22 protein-coding genes are annotated in these 17,354 nt (G+C 60.8%); 8 read left to right on the forward strand and 14 right to left on the reverse strand.

Features of this window, described 5'->3' with window-relative positions:
* Positions 1–16: 16 nt before the first annotated feature.
* From AC066Y_RS15155 to phbB, 3 genes are read right to left on the reverse strand one after another with little or no spacing between them, the layout of a single operon-like run.
* Positions 17–397 (reverse strand): hypothetical protein, encoded by a 381-nt coding sequence (locus AC066Y_RS15155; protein ID WP_478274556.1) that lies wholly within the window; start codon positions 395–397, stop codon positions 17–19.
* Positions 394–879 carry a CBS domain-containing protein gene (locus tag AC066Y_RS15160; RefSeq protein ID WP_478274557.1) on the reverse strand — a complete coding sequence of 162 codons (486 nt, stop codon included), beginning with the start codon at positions 877–879 and terminating at the stop codon, positions 394–396. Before AC066Y_RS15160 ends, AC066Y_RS15155 begins: the two co-directional genes overlap by 4 nt.
* 9 nt (positions 880–888) lie before the next feature.
* Positions 889–1,614 carry an acetoacetyl-CoA reductase gene (gene phbB, locus AC066Y_RS15165; protein ID WP_478274558.1) on the reverse strand — a complete coding sequence of 242 codons (726 nt, stop codon included), beginning with the start codon at positions 1,612–1,614 and terminating at the stop codon, positions 889–891.
* A gap of 165 nt (positions 1,615–1,779) precedes the next feature.
* Between phbB and AC066Y_RS15170 the strand changes: the two genes are divergently transcribed.
* The 7 genes from AC066Y_RS15170 (at position 1,780) to AC066Y_RS15200 (ending at position 7,167) form a co-directional block, all read left to right on the forward strand.
* Positions 1,780–2,616 (forward strand): universal stress protein, encoded by an 837-nt coding sequence (locus tag AC066Y_RS15170; protein WP_478274559.1) that lies wholly within the window; start codon positions 1,780–1,782, stop codon positions 2,614–2,616.
* Between the two features lie 47 nt (positions 2,617–2,663).
* Positions 2,664–2,987, forward strand: coding sequence for a c-type cytochrome (locus AC066Y_RS15175; protein ID WP_478274707.1), 324 nt, complete (start codon positions 2,664–2,666; stop codon positions 2,985–2,987).
* Positions 2,988–3,048: 61 nt separating this feature from the next.
* Complete coding sequence (locus AC066Y_RS15180) at positions 3,049–3,771, forward strand: CBS domain-containing protein (RefSeq protein ID WP_478274560.1); 723 nt, start codon at positions 3,049–3,051, stop codon at positions 3,769–3,771.
* An 18-nt stretch (positions 3,772–3,789) separates the two neighbouring features.
* On the forward strand, positions 3,790–3,954 hold the full coding sequence (locus AC066Y_RS15185; protein WP_342726645.1) for a hypothetical protein: 165 nt from the start codon (positions 3,790–3,792) through the stop codon (positions 3,952–3,954).
* Positions 3,955–4,129: 175 nt separating this feature from the next.
* Entirely contained in the window at positions 4,130–4,807 is a 678-nt protein-coding gene (locus tag AC066Y_RS15190) for a helix-turn-helix domain-containing protein (RefSeq protein WP_478274561.1), read from the forward strand.
* Positions 4,808–4,860: 53 nt separating this feature from the next.
* Positions 4,861–6,213: an oxygen-independent coproporphyrinogen III oxidase gene (hemN, locus tag AC066Y_RS15195; protein ID WP_478274562.1), complete on the forward strand. Its 1,353-nt coding sequence runs from the start codon at positions 4,861–4,863 to the stop codon at positions 6,211–6,213.
* 216 nt (positions 6,214–6,429) lie between these two features.
* Positions 6,430–7,167, forward strand: a complete 738-nt coding sequence (locus tag AC066Y_RS15200) for a CBS domain-containing protein (protein WP_478274563.1) — start codon at positions 6,430–6,432, stop codon at positions 7,165–7,167.
* 351 nt (positions 7,168–7,518) lie between these two features.
* Here the strand turns inward: AC066Y_RS15200 and AC066Y_RS15205 are convergent, their stop codons facing one another.
* The 8 genes from AC066Y_RS15205 to AC066Y_RS15240 all read right to left on the reverse strand — a co-directional run bounded on the left by AC066Y_RS15205 (position 7,519) and on the right by AC066Y_RS15240 (position 12,563).
* Positions 7,519–7,779 carry a hypothetical protein gene (locus AC066Y_RS15205; RefSeq protein ID WP_478274564.1) on the reverse strand — a complete coding sequence of 87 codons (261 nt, stop codon included), beginning with the start codon at positions 7,777–7,779 and terminating at the stop codon, positions 7,519–7,521.
* Between the two features lie 9 nt (positions 7,780–7,788).
* Complete coding sequence (locus tag AC066Y_RS15210) at positions 7,789–8,001, reverse strand: YgaP family membrane protein (protein WP_478274565.1); 213 nt, start codon at positions 7,999–8,001, stop codon at positions 7,789–7,791.
* Between the two features lie 318 nt (positions 8,002–8,319).
* Positions 8,320–8,604: a hypothetical protein gene (locus AC066Y_RS15215; RefSeq protein WP_478274566.1), complete on the reverse strand. Its 285-nt coding sequence runs from the start codon at positions 8,602–8,604 to the stop codon at positions 8,320–8,322.
* 86 nt (positions 8,605–8,690) lie between these two features.
* Positions 8,691–9,062, reverse strand: coding sequence for a carboxymuconolactone decarboxylase family protein (locus tag AC066Y_RS15220; RefSeq protein ID WP_478274567.1), 372 nt, complete (start codon positions 9,060–9,062; stop codon positions 8,691–8,693).
* A gap of 252 nt (positions 9,063–9,314) precedes the next feature.
* Complete coding sequence (locus AC066Y_RS15225) at positions 9,315–10,703, reverse strand: MBL fold metallo-hydrolase (protein ID WP_478274568.1); 1,389 nt, start codon at positions 10,701–10,703, stop codon at positions 9,315–9,317.
* A complete protein-coding gene (locus AC066Y_RS15230; protein ID WP_478274569.1) occupies positions 10,700–11,719 on the reverse strand; it encodes an LOG family protein in 1,020 nt (339 codons plus the stop codon). The genes AC066Y_RS15225 and AC066Y_RS15230 overlap by 4 nt, the downstream gene beginning before the upstream one ends.
* Complete coding sequence (locus AC066Y_RS15235) at positions 11,716–11,901, reverse strand: hypothetical protein (protein ID WP_478274570.1); 186 nt, start codon at positions 11,899–11,901, stop codon at positions 11,716–11,718. The genes AC066Y_RS15230 and AC066Y_RS15235 overlap by 4 nt, the downstream gene beginning before the upstream one ends.
* Positions 11,902–12,101: 200 nt before the next feature.
* Positions 12,102–12,563: a CBS domain-containing protein gene (locus AC066Y_RS15240; protein ID WP_478274571.1), complete on the reverse strand. Its 462-nt coding sequence runs from the start codon at positions 12,561–12,563 to the stop codon at positions 12,102–12,104.
* A gap of 607 nt (positions 12,564–13,170) precedes the next feature.
* Between AC066Y_RS15240 and AC066Y_RS15245 the strand changes: the two genes are divergently transcribed.
* Positions 13,171–13,857 carry a CBS domain-containing protein gene (locus tag AC066Y_RS15245; RefSeq protein WP_478274572.1) on the forward strand — a complete coding sequence of 229 codons (687 nt, stop codon included), beginning with the start codon at positions 13,171–13,173 and terminating at the stop codon, positions 13,855–13,857.
* Positions 13,858–13,941: 84 nt separating this feature from the next.
* Here the strand turns inward: AC066Y_RS15245 and AC066Y_RS15250 are convergent, their stop codons facing one another.
* From AC066Y_RS15250 to AC066Y_RS15260, 3 genes are all read right to left on the reverse strand, one after another.
* Positions 13,942–14,442 (reverse strand): S1C family serine protease, encoded by a 501-nt coding sequence (locus AC066Y_RS15250; RefSeq protein ID WP_478274573.1) that lies wholly within the window; start codon positions 14,440–14,442, stop codon positions 13,942–13,944.
* Between the two features lie 288 nt (positions 14,443–14,730).
* A complete protein-coding gene (locus AC066Y_RS15255; protein WP_478274574.1) occupies positions 14,731–15,345 on the reverse strand; it encodes a hypothetical protein in 615 nt (204 codons plus the stop codon).
* A 69-nt stretch (positions 15,346–15,414) separates the two neighbouring features.
* Positions 15,415–16,002, reverse strand: a complete 588-nt coding sequence (locus tag AC066Y_RS15260; protein WP_478274575.1) for a c-type cytochrome — start codon at positions 16,000–16,002, stop codon at positions 15,415–15,417.
* Positions 16,003–17,354 lie beyond the last annotated feature (1,352 nt).

Below are 17,354 nucleotides of genomic sequence, written 5' to 3' on the forward strand. Positions count from 1 at the left end.
CGCCAGACGTCCCGGCCTAGTCGAAACGGAACCGTTTCCGGCCCAACGCCACGATCTCGCTGTCCGTCGGATGATCGCTTGGCTCAACATGCAAATTGAGGTCGGGCCTTGCCGTTCTGAGATACTGCGTCAGCTCGACCTTCTCGGTGCCTGGTCCGATGACGAGCAGATCGCTGCAACCGCCCACGGCCTCCCCTACCCGGGCGAGGAATGTCGCGTCGGCCTGGACGCGGCCATCGCCGATGGTATTCGCCTTGTGATGCAGATGCTGCGAGGGCAAATGCGCATGAACGGCCGTGGCGCTGACGCCCGTCAACCCAATGCCGAAAACCTTCGCGACAAGGTGATCGATCCAAACGACGGCATGCGCATGTGTTTGCAAGGCAATCTCGCTCATGAAGTCACTCCGGTGCTTGCTTTCCCTGCTTCTCTCAATCGGCGCGCCAATGCCGCAAGCAGCTCCCTGCGACTGACAATACCAACGACCCTTCTGGCGCAGAGCACCGGAATCTGGGCGACATTGTAGACATCCATCTGCGCGACGACGTCCTCGATCGATGCCTCGACATCGACGGTGATCGGAGAAGAACTCATGAGCGAACCGACCCGCAAGGTGCGCATGCGTTCGCGTTCAGGCGTATTCTCCGCAATGCCAAGCAGAGACTCCAGCCAGTTTCCTGACGGCGGGCTGATACCAAGCTCGTCGCGGTGGAGGAAATCGCCCTCCGACACCATGCCGACGAGGTCGCCGGCATCGTCGATCACCGGCAGGCCGCGCTGATCGGTCTCAAGCAGCAGCTCGACGGCACTGAGCACTGTGGCGGTCGGCTTGATCGACGCGAATGAACTGCGCATCACATCGGTTGCGAGCATCGTCATCTCTCCCATTCAGCATATGTGTTGGCCGCCATTGATCGACAGCGTCGACCCGGTGATGAACCCTGCTTCGTCGGCGGCAAGAAACGCAACGGCACGGGCAATTTCTTCCGGCTGTCCTAGCCGCCCGACCGGGATCTGCGGCAGAATGGAGTTCTGCATGACATCGGTCGGCACCGCGGCCAGCATCTCGGTATTGATGTAACCTGGGCAGATCGCATTGACCGTGATCCCAAACCGCGCGCTTTCGAGCGCGAGCGCGCGGGTGAAGCCGAGCTCGGCGGCTTTCGCCGCGGCATAATTGGTCTGGCCGATCTGGCCCTTCTGCCCGTTGATGGACGAGATGTTGATGATCCGCCCGAACTTGCGCGCCCGCATGCCCTCGATCAGCGGCCTGCACATGTTGAACAGCGAATCCAGATCGGTTCGGAGCACCGCGTCCCATTGCGGCTTGGTCATTCGGTGCAGCGTGGCGTCGCGCACGATGCCGGCATTGTTGACCAGGATGTCGATCGGACCGAGCGCGGCTTCGACCTCGCGGACACCAGCTGCACAGGCATCGAAATCGGCAACATCCCACCGGAAGGTGCGAATTCCGGTCTGCTCGCCAAATCGGCGCGCAGCGTCAGCATTTCCGGCATAGCAGGCCGCAACCCGATATCCAGCAGCCGCGAGGGCCCGCGAAATCGCTGCGCCGATTCCCCTGCTTCCACCCGTAACCAATGCGACGCGCGCCATGCCGGCTCCTCCAGGCTGGGCACAACATTTGCGCGAAATACACGCTCGATGAATTGATCTCCCTCAATGAGAATCCATGAACGCGCATGAGGCAGATCAAATCGGCCCGCCTCAACCGGTGCTTTGATGGCACTTGCTTTTCCACCCCCCTTTGGAGAACGGCCCATGTTCAAGAACATCCTGGTCCACATTCCGACTGAGCTGTCGCCACGTCCCGCGGTCGACGGGTCGGTTTCGCTCGCGCTCGGCATCGGTGCGCATCTCGACGCAATGGCGATCGGCTATGAGACTGCCAGCGTACCGTTCGTCGCTGAAGGGGGCGTGGCGGTCGCCTCGCTGTTCGAGGTCGAACACGATCAGGCCCTCGAACGCGCTGAGGCGGCGCTGCGCGTCTTCGACATCGAGGCGCGGAATGCAGGGATATCCTACGCGACCCGCGCCGTGGGTGCGCTTCCGATCGATGCGCGCGAGATCATCTGCGCGAGCGCGCGTCTGCACGACCTCACCGTGGTCGCGCAGCCGCTGGGCGAGTACAACAGCTACGACAACGTGATTCCACGAGAGCTATTGTTCCAGGCCGGTGGTCCCGTCCTGTTCATGCCCTACACGTTCCATGGCGCATTTTCAGCGAAGCGGATCGGAATCTGCTGGGACGGCAGCCGGCTTGCTGCCCGCGCGCTGCATGATGCGATGCCGCTGCTGCGCGCTGCCGACGCCCTCGCCATCATCACCATCAATGGCCCTGACGCTATCCCCGCGGAGAGTTCCACCGACCATCTGGTGCGATATCTTGCCAAGGCCGGTCTTCCGGCCAAGATCACGTCGTTGCCGGCGTCCAAGTCGGAGGTTCAGTCGATCCTGCTGTCGATCGCGGCGGACGAGAGCCTCGACCTTCTGGTGATGGGTGGGTACGGCCACTCCCGTCTGCATGAGACTCTGCTCGGCGGCGTCACGCGCGACATGCTGCGCGCGATGACCGTCCCGGTCCTGATGTCTCACTAAGCGAGAGTCGAATTGTGAATTATCCGGCCGGAACATCTTCAAGGCATGTGGCCCGCGGATTCGCCATCATCGGCGCGATCTGCGCCGCACTGACTCCAGCTGCTGCGGACCAGGAGCAAGGCCGTCGCCTTGCGCAGCTCTACTGCGCCCGCTGCCATGCAATCGACAAGGTGAGCCCAAGCCCGCTGAAGATTGCGCCTCCGTTCCGGACATTGCACGAACGCTATCCGGTCGAGATGCTGCAGGAATCGCTGGCGGAAGGAATCGTCACCGGCCATCCGACCATGCCCCAGTTCAGCTTCGAGGCGGACCAGGTGGGCGACTTCATTCTGTTCCTGAAATCGCTGGAGCGCGGGCAAGCAGACCGTTGAGCCAGGTCAATGTGCGGAGTGCACGGAGCTTTATTCTATTTTCTCAACACGGAGGTCCGACATGCGTGCACATCAGATCATGACCAAGCATATCATCGCCGTCAGTCCGCACACGAAGATCCTGGATGCGGCCAACATCATGCTGCGATGTCACCTCAGCGGTCTGCCGGTGATGGACGAAGACGGCACGCTCAGGGGCATGGTGTCCGAGGGAGATTTCCTGCAGCGCGGCGAGATCGGCACGGGCCACAAGCGCTCAGCATGGCTGGAACTGTTCACCGGCGTGGGTCGTGCCGCGACTGATTTTGTGCGCGAGCGCGGTCGCAAGGTCGAGGATGTCATGACCGCGAACCCGATCACCGTCAGGGAGCAGACGCCGCTCGACGAGATCGTGCATCTGATGCACAAGCATGGCGTGAAGCGAGTGCCAGTCGTGAACGGCAAGACCATGGTCGGGATCGTCACCCGGGCGGACATCCTGCAGGCTGTCGCATCGCTGGCGCGCGAGGTTCCCGACCCGACCGCCGACGACGGCCATATCCGTGAACGGATCCTGCGCGAAATCAACGCCACCGGCTGGCGTCCCGCCGGCTTCCAGGTCTGGGTGCGCAACGGCGTCGTGCATCTGAACGGCCTGATCTTTGATGACCGCGCGCGCCAGGCCGCGATCGTGCTCGCCGAGAACACCTCGGGCGTCAAGGAGGTCCATGATCACCTCTGCTTCGTCGACGGTTATTCCGGCTACTATGTGGAATCGCCGGAAGACATCAAGGCGGCCGGCTGATCAATCGAGGAGCCCAAGATGGCAATGAGCACACTGCTTGTCGTCACGGCCGTCTGTCTCATCTTCTCGCTCTTTGCGCTCGTGCTCGCCGTGACCGATCGCAGCACGACGCGCTGGCTTCGGGAAGAGGACGGGAATGGAGCCAGCACGCGCGCTGCCTATCCCGACAAGAACGGCCGCTAGCCTCTCCTCTTGAGCGACGCGCCGCGCGACCGATGTCTCGGCGCGCGGCTACTTTGTCCGGCACCTACGTATAAATACGTAAGTGGCTTCTACTTAGGGGAAATATCCAAATTTCCCGATCCAGGAGATGCGATCAATCTGCCTCCATCGATCTTCCCATCCATGGAGTGCCGCCATGCAGACCCAGAACGCCATTTCTATCGAGAACAGCCGTCACCCGACCAGCATCCTCAACCGGCAGGCGCGCGTTGAAGGGCCCTTCGGCATGATTGGGACGCCGATGCGGTTCGCACGCAACAGCGAGATTTACGGCGAGGATGAGGCCTCGGAATACCTCTACCAGGTCGTCTCCGGCGCCGTCCGAACTTACAGGATTCTGGAAGACGGGCGTCGCCAGATCGGCGCTTTTTATCTCCCCGGCGATATCTTCGGCTTCGAGGCCGGCGAGACGCATATCTCCTCGGCTGAGGCCGTCTCCGAGGCCCGGGTCATCGTGGTCAAGCGCGCCGCGCTCATGGTCCGTGCCGGCCACGAAAAGGATCTGGCGCGGCAGCTGTGGGATGCTACGGCCCAGGAGCTGCGCCGTTTCCAGGAGCATCTGATGCTCCTGATCTGCAGCGCCGAAGATCGTGTCGTCGGCTTCCTTCATGACATGGCGCGCCGCGCCTTCAAGAATGCCGCCATCGAGCTTCCGATGTCGCGCCAGGATATCGCGGACTATCTCGGTCTGACGATCGAAACGGTGTCACGCACCTTTACCCAGCTTGAGCAGAACGGCGTGATCTCGCTTCCGACCTCGCGCCGGGTGGAACTGCGCAACCGTGCGATGTCGAACCGGATCATGGCGGCGTGAGAAGGGCGCGCCAGGCTCCGAGAGCCGGCGGCGAGTGAGAGGCAAGTAATCGAATGCGGTCGAACCTGGCGATCACCTATGGGCAGGACAGGCTGCCACGCTACACGAGCTATCCAACGGCTCCGCATTTTTCTGCGGAGGTCGGCGAGGCTGACTACCGGACATGGCTCAGGTCGGTTCCAACTCGCCGGCCGGCGTCGATCTACCTGCATGTGCCGTTTTGCCGGTCGATGTGCTGGTACTGCGGGTGCCACACCTCCATCTCCAAGCGCGACGAACCGGTCGCCATTTACGCTGCCGGCCTTCGCACCGAAGCGCACCTCGTTGCGGAAGCGGTCGGTCAGCGATTGCCCGTCTCCCACATCCATTTCGGAGGCGGCACCCCGACGATCATGACGCCCGAAACCTTCGCCGATCTCGTCAGCGCGCTACGTTACTCGTTCTTCGTGCAGCCCGATGCCGAGATCGCCGTCGAGATCGATCCGCGCACCCTGACCGAGCCGATGGCGGAAGCATTGGGCTACAGCGGCGTCAACCGCGCGAGCCTTGGCGTCCAGAGCTTCGATCCTGTCGTTCAGCACGTCATCAATCGTTCGCAGAGCCTTGAGCAGACCGCGGAAGCGGTCGAGCGGCTGCGCCGTGCTGGCGTCGGTCGCATCAACTTCGACCTGCTCTACGGCCTGCCCTCTCAGACTGTCGCGTCCTGCCTGGATACTGTCGGCAAATGCGTCGCGCTGCGGCCCGACCGATTTTCCGTGTTCGGATATGCCCATATTCCCTCCTTCAAGAAGCACCAGCGCATGATCGACGAACCGTCGCTGCCGGATAGTCTCGAGCGGCATCGTCAGTCCGAAGCAATCGCGCAGGCGCTGACCGACGCCGGATACATCCGCATCGGCCTCGACCATTTCGCGCTCCCTCGCGACAATCTGGCCATGGCAAAGCGCGAGGGCCGGCTGCGGCGTAACTTCCAAGGCTATACGGACGATTCTGCCGAGACCCTGATTGGTCTGGGCGCCAGCGCAATCGGCCGCATGCCGCAGGGCTTCGTGCAGAATGCAGTCGCGACACGCGACTACCTTGCGCGCATCGCCGAGGACCGGCTTGCCACCGTCAAGGGCTACATGCTGACCGCAGAGGACCGTTTCCGTGCCGACATCATCGAGCGCATCATGTGCGACATGGCCGTAGACCTGCCGGGAATGTGCCGCCGACACCGCTGGGATCCTAGTTCGGCCGTCGTCGATCGTTCCCGGCTCGACAGGCTGATCGCGGACGGTGCCGTGACGATGATGGGTGATCGCCTCTCGATCAATGATGACGCAGAATTCCTGGCCCGAAGCGTCGCCTCGGCGTTCGACGCTCACCTTGGTCGCGCCACGGCCCGGCATAGCCGAGCGGTCTAGGTTGCGACCATGGCGGGGGTTGAACAATCAGAAGTCATGGACCGTCACCAACTATGGGCGGCTTGCCCAACTCGGTTGCCTGCCCAATAGTAAACATATCAACGCAATTACACGACCGTCCGGTTGATGAGGATCAACACACGTTGTTCCTTCCAGGAGCTAGCTCACTCATATCAGCTCATGCTGGAGGATCTACGCGTGCTCGTACGGGAGATCATGTCACGGAACGTCATCGTAATCGATGCCGATGCATCGGTGATCGATGCCATCAAGACGATGCTGTCCCATCACATCAGTGGCCTTCCTGTCGTCGATCGGGATGGAGCGCTCGTCGGAATCCTGTCGGACGGCGATTTCATCCGCCGCGTGGAGGTTGGAACGGAGAAGCGCCGCGGCCGCTGGCTTGCGATGCTCGCAGGCACGAGCCAGGTCGCACTCGACTTCACCCGTCAATGCGGCCGCAAGGTCAATCAGATCATGTCGCCCAACCCGATCACCATCGAGGAGGACACCCCGCTTGAGCAGGTCGTTCAACTCATGGAATCGCACGGCGCCACGCGATTTCCGGTCATGCGTGATAAAAAGCTGGTCGGGATGGTCACGCGTACGGATTTCATGACCGCCATCGCAAACCTTCGCCTCGACCTATCCTCCTCTTCCGGCAACGACGACCAGATTTGCGCATCCGTCATTGCGGCACTGGCGCGTGCGCCCTGGCGACCCGCTGCGCTGAACGTGAGTGTGCGTGACGGGGTCGTCAGCTTGCGCGGCAACATCCGGAACAACAATGCGCGCAAGGCCACGACCGTTGCGGTGGAGAACGTTGCGGGCGTGAAGCGCGTTGACGACCAATTGGTGAAGGTCACCTACCCGCCGCCGGAGGAGGACTATGGCGGCGGCGACTTTGTCTCGTTGGAGGAAGAACCTTCGACCGAAGACGATCAGCCCTTGTAGGCTTGCGATAGGCCCGACGATCGTGTCTGGCCTGCGCTGACAGATTGGCACCTGCTGTTTCCTTAGCACGATGCATGGGTTTGACCACAAATGGATCGATCACAGCAACGGAACAAGCAGAGACTTGACGGTGCGAGCAATGGCAATGCTCGCGCCGTCGCAACCTCGGCGCCGACGCCAACACTCGACCAACCGATCCGAGGCCGGCATCTTCGGAACGGTCCGACCGTCTCATGGTACGGCCGTCTGCTGATCGTCGGCGCATTGCTGGTTGCCTCCGGCTGGGAGATCTTCCGGCTGCTTCTAACCATCATCACTCTCGACTGAAGGTTCGTTGAACGGATTTCGGATTCAGCGTGACGTTGGGGGCGCGTCCTGCACCAACTCGACCGAACGATACGCGTCGGGGTTCGATTTTCGGAAGTACACCGAGCCGTCTCCCGGAACGCTCACGCAATGGTGCTTCCCGGCAAATTGTGCGGCCTTGGCGGCAGCGACCTCGTTGATCCCAAACAACCGCTCATAATCATGATCGGAGATTCTTAAAACCGCGCCAACGCCGAGACGATCGAGTCGCGAGCGCAACTCAGCAAGGGTCAGGTCTTTATTCATACGCTATCTCTAGACCGAGCTGGACTTTTGCCGAGTGTTGATTCCCAGCAACGTGTAGAGCGGACAGTACGAGAAGAATGCTGTCGCGATCAGAACGAATCCGAGTGTCCCGGCGACCAGCCATCCTGCTCCAAGCGAGCCGTCCTTCAGCGCATATGCGATCACAGCCAGGCCGATGATGATCCGGGCGTGCTGATCAATGAGTCCGACGTTGCGTGTCATGACAATGTGCCTCCTTTGATGCAGCTTCATTTTGAACGCATTCCGGCTCACGGCCTTTGATTGTGATCAATTCACACGGTGCAGACCACCAACCAGCGCCAGACCGGGCGGACACAGCCGATCTAATGCGACATCAGCAGCCAGATTGGGGCGTGCTGCAGCAAGCCGCGCGTCATGCCGCCCGAACATCCATTCACCGAGCCGGCTATGCCCCTAGCCTCCGGTGACGATGAGGTCGGCGCCTTGCCCGGCGGCGCAGCCAACGTTGAGCCAGGTCTAGCTTGCCTCGATCCCCTGAACTATTCGTCGGCCGCCTGCCTAATCTGGATCCCGCCCGACGCTGCGAGCCGAGCGCGCGAGCGCTTCATATCCGGCCGCAATCTTCATGAAGTGATCGCGGGTCGCCTGGTCCTGATGTCGTGCAGCCTGGCGCTTCGTCCGCTCGGCGCGGGACGCCCAATATAGAGCGTCGTCTTGAGGCTTTCCGGCACGCGGCTTCTTCTGCGCGACCTCAACGGCATTCTTCGCCGCCTGACGCGGCGGCTGCGCTTCGGTACCGTGTTGCTGCGACGGCGGCTGCTCGGCATATCCAGAGCACATCATACAAATATCCCAGCTATCGAAGCACGACAGGTCCGGTCCCTTCCGGTAGTTTGCCAACCGCCTCGCCGCGCGCGGCGTCGATCGGATCAATCCATCGCCGGTTCGGCAACCGCCGCGCGCTCCTGAAACTGGTCGTAAGCCCCGAGCGCGTCAGCGGCGTACATCAAGGACGGTCCACCGCCCATGTAGACCGCCATCGCGAGCGCCTCCTCGACCTCCTTGCGGCCAACCCCAAGCTTGACCAGGGTCTCGGCGTGGAAGCCGATGCAGCCGTCGCAATGAGCGGCAACGCCCAATGCAAGCGCGATCAACTCCTTTGTCCGTGCATCAAGCGCGCCATTTCTGGTTGCCGCCTGCGCCATCGCCGAGAACGCGCGCATGGTCTCCGGAATGCCCTTGCGCAGTTGGTCCAGATTGCTGGAGATATGCTTGCAGACGTCGGCATAGTCCTTTTGCATGCGACCCTCGATATTGGAACGTCCAGGGGAAGCGCGGCTCACCGACGGGGATGCACCGGCGAACGCCGCCCTCATCCAACGCAGCCCGGCAACGCGATCTGGCCTCTCTGAAGGACGTGCGTGTTCGGCCTGCAAGGACCCGCACTTGTAGCGCAGCGATCCCGCGCGACATTGCGCCAGATCAAACCGCGCGCAGTTTGCCGCTTGCGTCAGATCAACACGTCCCAACCATCAAAAACTATTGCGGGCCGCCTAGAGATCAAACACGTCGCCCAGACGCGGCAGCTCGACCCGCTGGCCCGGCAAAAGCGCGGCGAGCGCCTGCATTGCGGGCTCTTCGCCATGAACCAGGAACGTTGCCTCGCATCCCTCGATCGCGCTTCGCCATGCGAGCAGCTCCCGCTGGTCCGCATGAGCCGAAAATCCGTTGATCGTGTAAATCGTGCTGCGAACCGCAATGTCTTCGCCGAACAGCCGCACGGACTTGGCCCCATCGATGATCTGCCGCGCAATCGTTCCCGAGGCGGCGTATCCGACGAATACGACCGCCGATTCCTTGCGCCAGATATTATGCCGAAGATGATGGCGAATTCTGCCGCCGGTGCACATCCCGGACCCGGCCATGATGACGGCACCGCCGGTTATCCTGTTGATGGCAACCGAATCGGCACTCTCGTGGACCAGACGCAGGTTTGCCGGGTGCAGTGGATCCCGTCCTTCACGAAACATCGAAGCGGCCTCAAGGCTGAGACATTCGGAATGCCGCTTGAATATCTCGGTCGCCGAGATCGCCATCGGTGAGTCCAGGAAGATTTGCATGGCCGGCGGCAGCCTGCTGCGCTCTACCCCCTGGCGCAGCACATAGAGGATCTCCTGGGCGCGCTCGAGCGCGAAGGTCGGGATGACGACGTTACCGCCGCGCGCCAGCGTGCTGCCGATCGCGCCGTAGAGCTCCTCGATGGAGTCTTTCAGCGATCGATGGCGCCTGTCGCCATAGGTCGATTCCATGACGACAATGTCGGCGCGGGCCGGAGGGCTCGGCAGCCGCAGCAGCGGACGACCGGCGTTGCCGAGATCGCCCGAGAACAGGACCGAACGCGTGCGGCCGTGCTCGGCTGCCTCGATAAGGATGCTCGCGGAGCCCAGGATATGGCCGGCATCGAAGAAGGTTGCGCGAAGTCCCTCTACGAGCTGTAACGGTTGCCCGTATTCAGCCGTCCTTCCAAACCGATCGAAGCAATCGAGCGCATCGAGGACGGTATAGAGCGGCTGCGACCCTTCTTCTTTCCCCCGTCTGCGCCATTGGCGCGCTCTCCGCTGTGCGTCCTCCTCCTGAAGGTGCGCGGCATCGACCAGCACGAGTCGGGTCAGTTCACGACTGGCAGCAGTCGTGATCACCTCACCCCTGAATCCTCGCTTGGCGAGCAATGGAATCCTGCCGCAGTGATCGAGATGGGCATGGGTCAACAGAACATAATCGATGGTCGCGGGATCGAACCCGAAGGCGGCGGCGTTCTCTTCTACCGGGTCGCGACTTCCCTGAAAAAGACCGCAATCGATCAGAATGCGTCGGTTCAGGCACTCGACCAGGTGACAGGACCCGGTCACCGCCCGGTCGGCGCCATGAAAGGATAACTTCACGATCCGACCTCTCGACTGATCGACTCGCCGCGTGAGGCGTCGTCTCCAACCGGAAGAAGCGGCCGGCCGGCCGCCTCGTACCACCGCAGAATGCCTTGCCAGGCTTCCTCGGCGGACTCTGCAAACCAAAACAGGTCCCTGTCTTCCGGATCGATGACACCCTCCTCGACAAGGAAGTCCGGGTCAAACGCGCGACGCCAATACGACTCGCCAACCAGCACGACCGGTACCGGCGCAATCTTTCGGGTTTGCGCCAACGACAGCACTTCGAACAGCTCGTCCATCGTGCCAAAGCCACCGGGGAATGCCACCAGCGCCCGCGCGCGCATCAAAAGATGCAACTTTCGCATCGCAAAGTAGTGAAACCTGAAGCACAGCTCGGGCGTGACATAGGGGTTGGCGTCCTGCTCCTTTGGAAGGGTGATGTTCAGTCCGATCGACTGGGCCCCGACGTCGTGCGCACCCCTGTTGGCTGCTTCCATGATGCCCGGCCCGCCACCGGTCATGATCAGGAGTCGCCCGCCGATGGCCTTTTCGCTTGCGGCACCGACGATCTGTCCGAACTCGCGCGCGATTCGGTAATACTTGCTGTTCGCCGCAATGCGCCGTGCCGCCTTGAGACGGCGCTGCAAACCGTCGTCGTCGGGATTCAGGGCCAGCGTATCAGCTATCGAGGCGACGGCCCGGCGCGCCGCTGGCGCTTCGCAAATGCGAGTGCTGCCAAAGACGACGATCGTATGAGCGATCTGATGCTCTCGCAGCAAGGTTTCGGCCTTGAGAAAATCAAGTTGGAGGCGAATGCCGCGTGTGGATTCGCTCTGCAGGAAATTTTCGTCCTGATCCGCCTCTTGATAGCTTGACGATTGCAGGATGCTGCGCAAAGCGCCGGACGCGCGAGTATCCTCTTCGGCGCCCGCGGGCTGCTCATTCGGGAGTGCCGCGGCCTTGTCGACACGTTGGGTTGGCTTCGGGATCGAGCTCGGATGGGTTGATCGCGGACCGCCTTCGTCAATCATGCGCCGGCCTGTCGTTTTGCTTTGGAGGGAGCAAGCGCCGCATCGTGCTTCAGGACCTCACGAACTTCGTCGTCCTCCAACGCATCCAGAAGCCGGCAGCGATCACCCGACCATTCGCAACCAATATTTGCTCCATATTTCACAGGTTGCTCGACGGCAGGCAACTTCATTCGATCAGTCATGGCGGACCTCGTCAGCACTCAATGAGTAATGCCTAGCATCCAGGACCGGATGCATAGACACCTTGAGCAAGGTCAATTCAGCGATAGCATTCTTGATGGAAAGGCACGGCGATCAGCCTACTTCTCGCTCTTCCTGAGCTCGACCAGAAACGCACTCGGATCAATCGCACACTCCGCAATTGTCTGCCTCGGTCTTCGCGTCAGTCGCCCTCGGATCGCGCGAGTATTCGCTCAAGCGCAATGATCAGCTGCACGCGGCCAACGATGCCAACGACCCGCGTATCTCGGAGAACCATGACTTGCGATATCTGGTGATTGTCCATTTCGGCGACGATCTTGTCCACGGTCGCGCGTTCGTCGACGCAAACGGGCTCGCGGCTCATCACAGCGTCGACGCTGAGGGCTCGGGTCCGCTCGCGGACCAGCCGCCCCTCCTCTCTGCTCAGCAGCCACTCGAGCCAAAAGCCCTCAGGCCAATGCACGCCGAGTTCGCGACGGTGAAGGAAGTCGCCCTCGGAGATAACACCGACCAGCGCTCCTGAGCCATCGAGCACGGGCAAGCCGCGCTGGCCAGTTTCCAGCAATAGACGAACGGCATCGAGCAATGGCGCGCCCGGTTTGATCGTCGCGAACGACGTGCGCATGACATCCAAAGCCAACATGGCAAACTCCTCAGAGCTTGGTGTACGCGATGGTGTGCCAGCATCGATCAAAAATGGAAGGCCAGGCTGATCTGGATCAATAAGCCGTGCAGATTTTGTAGCCGCTGGTTTTCGCCGCGAGACCATTCGGCGAACTGCGACGGCGAACACCAAATTCTTCTCAGGGGCTATAGCGACCATAATTCATTCGGCTGTCGTCGTTTCAGCAAACGCCATCCGGCCAAGCATTCGAAAAACGGGCAAATACTCCTCGAGCTCGTGCCAGTTCGTCGGTTCGACGGCTCCCCGCTGACCGGAGACGATCCCCTTTACGAAGTGTCCGGGGCGGTCCGTGCCTTGCAGATGCGTCGCAGGGTTCTGATCTTCGAAGACAGCCTCCGCCTTCAGGTTGGGGAACCCGATCGTCGCCTTCGTTGCGCAGCAACAGCGCCTTGCTACCGTCTCCGACAAACACGAGCGCCTTCCTTGGAATTCCCGCCATCTCGACATCCTCCGCTTCAAGTCCTCTCTACGGCCAGGTAACTCCAGACCGATTGATCGGGGTCAAATCACCCCTGCGCGAGATCCTGCAGAATGTGACATCTTGCCGTCTACGGAGAGCACGATCATGCAAGCGCGCGACGTCATGGTGTCACCCGTCATCACGGTGGGCTCCAACGCAACGGTGCAGCGGGTTGCTTCCCTGCTGCTCCAGCACCGCATCAGCGCTGTTCCTGTTGTGGGCAAGGACAGCGAACTCGTCGGAATCATCACGGAAAGCGATTTGATGCATCGGACCGAAGCCGGCACCGAGCGCCCCTATTCGTGGTGGCTGCGACTACTGGTCGGAGACGCGCAAATGGCGTCCGACTACGTGAAGTCCCATGCTGTCAAGATAGCGGACATCATGACCCGTAAGGTCGTGACCGCGGCGCCGAATACGCCTCTGCATGAAATTGCGATGCTGCTCGAGAAACATGGCATCAAGCGTGTCCCCATCGTCGATGAAGCCGGCCACCTCCTCGGCATCGTCAGCCGGGCCAACTTGCTCCAGGCCGTCGCGAGCGCCCGGCCGAAATTGGAGATATCACCCACCGATTCCGCTATCAGGAAGAAATTACTCGGCGAGCTTCGCGAGCAACCATGGGCACACACCTTCAATCTGACCGCGACCGTACAGAACGGCGTCGTCGACCTGTGGGGATATGCACCATCCGCCGCCGAGCGCACGGCGATCCGGATTGCCGCGGAGGCAATCCCCGGTGTCGTTGCAGTGAACGATCACCTGCTGGAAACGCCGATCATGGTCTATTGATCTCTCGGCGGCGATCGCAGCGCGGCCAGCATTCAGTCAGCGGATCAAACGGCTTCAAATCGATCCACGAATCGAACCGAACACCTAGTTCATCCTAATGAAGAGGCGATCGATGGCATCCGAGGGAATCGCAAAGGCGCGCTCGGATTCGGTCTCGCCGGTGCTGGCGGCAACAATGCCGATCACTTCGCCCCGCAGATTGAACAGCGGCCCACCTGCACTGCCGCGATCCAGCAGGGCGTCGGTCTGAATGAGATCCTGGCAAGGGATGCCGGGCCATGAACGATGCAGAGCGCTGACGATACCGAAGCTAATGCTTTGAGTGAGCCCCGAAGAGCCACCGACCGCAAGGACGAAATCCCCGGACTCTGCGTCGATCGATCGACCGATCCGGGCTGCGGTCAGGCCCGACGCCGAAATCCTCAGCATCGCCAAGTCATATCGCTCGTCGGCCACCACGAACCTGGCGTCAAGCTGGCGTCCGTCCGGCAATCGGACCGAAAGTGTCTTGGCGCCGCTGACCACATGATTGCTCGTCACGATCAATCCGGGCTCCGCCTTGATGATGACGCCCGCACCATACACATCCTTCGTCGTGGGAGGCGGTCCACTGGGAAACCCGGGCCCCGTGGTCGATCGACCGGGAAACCGCCGCTGTCTCCGTAGTGGCTTTTATGCCGACGACACTTTGGATGATCTTCCCGACCAGAGGCGCAAGTGTTTGCACATCCCGGACTTCTCCTGCTCGCACCTGTCCGGGCCACAGCAGGAGCATCCACGTCATAATGACAATGGATGACGACAGGCGGCCGGCCCACTTCCTCGCCAGCCTGCGGCAGGGCCTTTTCGGGTTCATCTCGTGCCCGCCCCGCACTATTCGGCTGCGGTGATTGGCAGCGCGCCAGGCCGCTCCGCCGCAATGAGTGCCTTCCACAATGCAGCGATACTGTTTTGGGTGGCTGGCAGGATCGAGCAGTGCCCGGCGGCATCGAAATCACAGAACCGCGCGGCAGGATCGTCACACATCTCGGCGAACGCCCGATTGATGAGGTCGAGGCATTCGAGGAGCTTCGTGATGTTCTCCAAACCGGCACGACGCTGAAGCTGGAGGAGGCGGAACGTCACGATCGGCGGCTCGCCGAAGGAGATCTCGGGATGGGCGAGCCCGAAGAACACTTCGACAGCAAACGGCACCTGCCTAATTCGACTGAGAAGGTTCGCTGCCTGAGTTCCCGTGCAAGCAACCAGGTGCGGCGACGGCGCTCCGGGTGCCGGCCTTGGACCGAGAGCCGCCGATATCTGCTGCTCAAGCCAGAGGCGAACGGGAGCCGGGGCGCTCTGAATTTGCTGGGCATCAAGCATTATGCTGGTCATCGTTGATCCTCCACTTTCCATATGACCACTAACGACTTTGCTCGCAGCGGCCTTGATGGGGATCAATGTTGCGCGCGGCGCGCCTTCGCGCACACAGCGCTGCCGCTCGTCCATTGCAGGAGATCGCGTCGCCGCGGCCGAGCAGTATCGGCAGCACGACGATCCCGAACGCCTTCACTGTCGCTACTTTTGCTGAATGCGGTTCAGATAATCGATAACGGCGAGGATCCGTGTTCGTACGACGACCTCCCGCAGATCCCGGGAAGGATCGAGCGCGTCGTAGGCCGGATCGACAATGTGAGGCAAGCTTTTAACGGGATTGAATCGTTCCCCCCAAATCGGCATCTCATGCGTGCCGTGCGCGGAAATTGTTCTCCGCCCATCTATGGCTTCATAAACGGCGGTTATAGGAAAGACCCCGTTGTTGTTCTTGGCCAAAGCCGTCAAATCGGCAGGCGGCACCTTCAGCTGCTCAGCGACAGGTCCCCTGCCCTTTCCATCCACACCATGGCAGCTTGCGCACGAGGCTTGAAATTCGACCTTGCCGACATCGGCATCTTCAGCGTGAGCGGCCGCGGCGAAAACAGCGGTCAGACTGACGATCATCAGCGGCTTCAGGCAAACGGTCATCATATCGCGCCCCCGGGGCTTTCGGATAAATCCGTTTAGCGGTGATGGACTTGCTTCAGTTTGACGTAAATCAACGGAAAGGAAACTGGCGGCCTTGCCGCGCAGCCGACGCCTCTTCAGAACGGAGATCGACGCAAGCATGGATGCTGGGCTTCATGCAGCACGATCTCGCACAGATGAACAGCAGAATGATATTATTCATTGAACGTGCCCCAAGCAGCTGGTGGTAACGTTAAATCGCCGGGATCGAGTGCCAAATCCGCATTAACGGTCCCACACTTCCCGCGCGCTGTTGGATGTTCGTGAACGCGGTAATCACGATTACATCTCTCAAGAGTCACAGTCTTGAGCCGGCCGACGTCGCGCTCACCTTGCAGGATTCGGGTCAAGATATATTGGGCAATCTGGCAAGGGGACAATGATTTGCGGACAAAGAACCGATGGTCGCTAAACACCTCGTCCAGCGTGGTTCGCAGAAGGACAATAGTCGAAGCGTTGCTGGAAGAGTCGCCGCTTTCCATTTTGACGTCCGGCCGGCGAGTCACTCGGTGACAATAATCAGGCAGGGAATTGAACGCCTTTCGCGCGACCGATCAGTTGTAGCAAAACGACGTCGAGTTCGATTCAGCTCGACTAGCTTGATCGGAAGGAGCGGCAGGTGCAGAAAGAACATCGGATAGGTATGCCCAAGCATCCCGTAGAGAATGAACAGCAGGTTGCTTGCCATATTGTGCAAGCGGTTGGAGTTTCGTATTTCGCTAATCGTACAGCGAGGATGTTGGTTCGTGTCGCGAAGTTGCAGTCTCATTCGCGGAAGCACGCAGCCAGATCGTTCCGGCGACGATGTGCACTATAATAAATCCCACGGCTACGGCCACGAGCCAGCCCATCTCAGATGGAGCAGGAAGCCGGCCCAACTTTGCTTGATCCGGACCGCCATGGACGAGCTTTTCCCGTCCTCTGGAGTTCTGGTTCAATGCGTGCGGTATCCGTTCTTTGGGGTGCGCAATCAAGTGTTCATATTGGTGCACGATTCGACGAGCCTGAAGGCGCCTCGATTCGTGAAGAGCATTCAGGAACGCCGCAAGAATGGCCTTGTGTCTTGCTGCGGGACGATAACTTATATCGAGCGGAGGTTCGGTCGGATTCTGGTCCAGTCGAATGGAATCGCGCTGTTGATGATGCACGCTCGCTCCTCGTATTTGTAGTTTCGTGCTGCAAATGTCTCAAAGGCGCTCAGCCGCAAATTCCTCCACTGCCGGACCGTGCGGTCATCGAGCGGTCAGGGAAATCTTCGTTTAGTAAGCTCCGGCGGCCGCGGATAAATTCCGAATTCCTTCAATAGATCGTCATCGAGATGCCTGAGCGCTGCCCAAGTCTGCCGATCTTCGCGCCATCTCCGAAACCGAAACGCGATACCGCGCATGAGAGATTCCGTCTGGAGTAGTGACGTGGGAGACACTCGGGCGAAGACGCTTGCAATAGCAGCCGTA

It is taken from the genome of Bradyrhizobium sp. USDA3010 (genome assembly GCF_056429065.1).

Coding starts and splice junctions, on each gene's coding strand:
- AC066Y_RS15220 (WP_478274567.1), bottom strand. CDS start 9,062: ATGCAAAAGGACTATGCCGACGTCTGCAAGCATATCTCCAGCAATCTG.
- AC066Y_RS15260 (WP_478274575.1), bottom strand. CDS start 16,002: ATGCTTGCGTCGATCTCCGTTCTGAAGAGGCGTCGGCTGCGCGGCAAG.
- AC066Y_RS15255 (WP_478274574.1), bottom strand. CDS start 15,345: ATGGACGAGCGGCAGCGCTGTGTGCGCGAAGGCGCGCCGCGCGCAACA.
- AC066Y_RS15205 (WP_478274564.1), bottom strand. CDS start 7,779: ATGAATAAAGACCTGACCCTTGCTGAGTTGCGCTCGCGACTCGATCGT.
- AC066Y_RS15160 (WP_478274557.1), bottom strand. CDS start 879: ATGACGATGCTCGCAACCGATGTGATGCGCAGTTCATTCGCGTCGATC.
- AC066Y_RS15245 (WP_478274572.1), top strand. CDS start 13,171: ATGCAAGCGCGCGACGTCATGGTGTCACCCGTCATCACGGTGGGCTCC.
- AC066Y_RS15190 (WP_478274561.1), top strand. CDS start 4,130: ATGCAGACCCAGAACGCCATTTCTATCGAGAACAGCCGTCACCCGACC.
- AC066Y_RS15200 (WP_478274563.1), top strand. CDS start 6,430: ATGTCACGGAACGTCATCGTAATCGATGCCGATGCATCGGTGATCGAT.
- AC066Y_RS15240 (WP_478274571.1), bottom strand. CDS start 12,563: ATGTTGGCTTTGGATGTCATGCGCACGTCGTTCGCGACGATCAAACCG.
- AC066Y_RS15210 (WP_478274565.1), bottom strand. CDS start 8,001: ATGACACGCAACGTCGGACTCATTGATCAGCACGCCCGGATCATCATC.
- AC066Y_RS15185 (WP_342726645.1), top strand. CDS start 3,790: ATGGCAATGAGCACACTGCTTGTCGTCACGGCCGTCTGTCTCATCTTC.
- hemN (WP_478274562.1), top strand. CDS start 4,861: ATGCGGTCGAACCTGGCGATCACCTATGGGCAGGACAGGCTGCCACGC.
- AC066Y_RS15170 (WP_478274559.1), top strand. CDS start 1,780: ATGTTCAAGAACATCCTGGTCCACATTCCGACTGAGCTGTCGCCACGT.
- AC066Y_RS15180 (WP_478274560.1), top strand. CDS start 3,049: ATGCGTGCACATCAGATCATGACCAAGCATATCATCGCCGTCAGTCCG.
- AC066Y_RS15230 (WP_478274569.1), bottom strand. CDS start 11,719: ATGATTGACGAAGGCGGTCCGCGATCAACCCATCCGAGCTCGATCCCG.
- AC066Y_RS15155 (WP_478274556.1), bottom strand. CDS start 397: ATGAGCGAGATTGCCTTGCAAACACATGCGCATGCCGTCGTTTGGATC.
- AC066Y_RS15235 (WP_478274570.1), bottom strand. CDS start 11,901: ATGACTGATCGAATGAAGTTGCCTGCCGTCGAGCAACCTGTGAAATAT.
- AC066Y_RS15215 (WP_478274566.1), bottom strand. CDS start 8,604: ATGATGTGCTCTGGATATGCCGAGCAGCCGCCGTCGCAGCAACACGGT.
- phbB (WP_478274558.1), bottom strand. CDS start 1,614: ATGGCGCGCGTCGCATTGGTTACGGGTGGAAGCAGGGGAATCGGCGCA.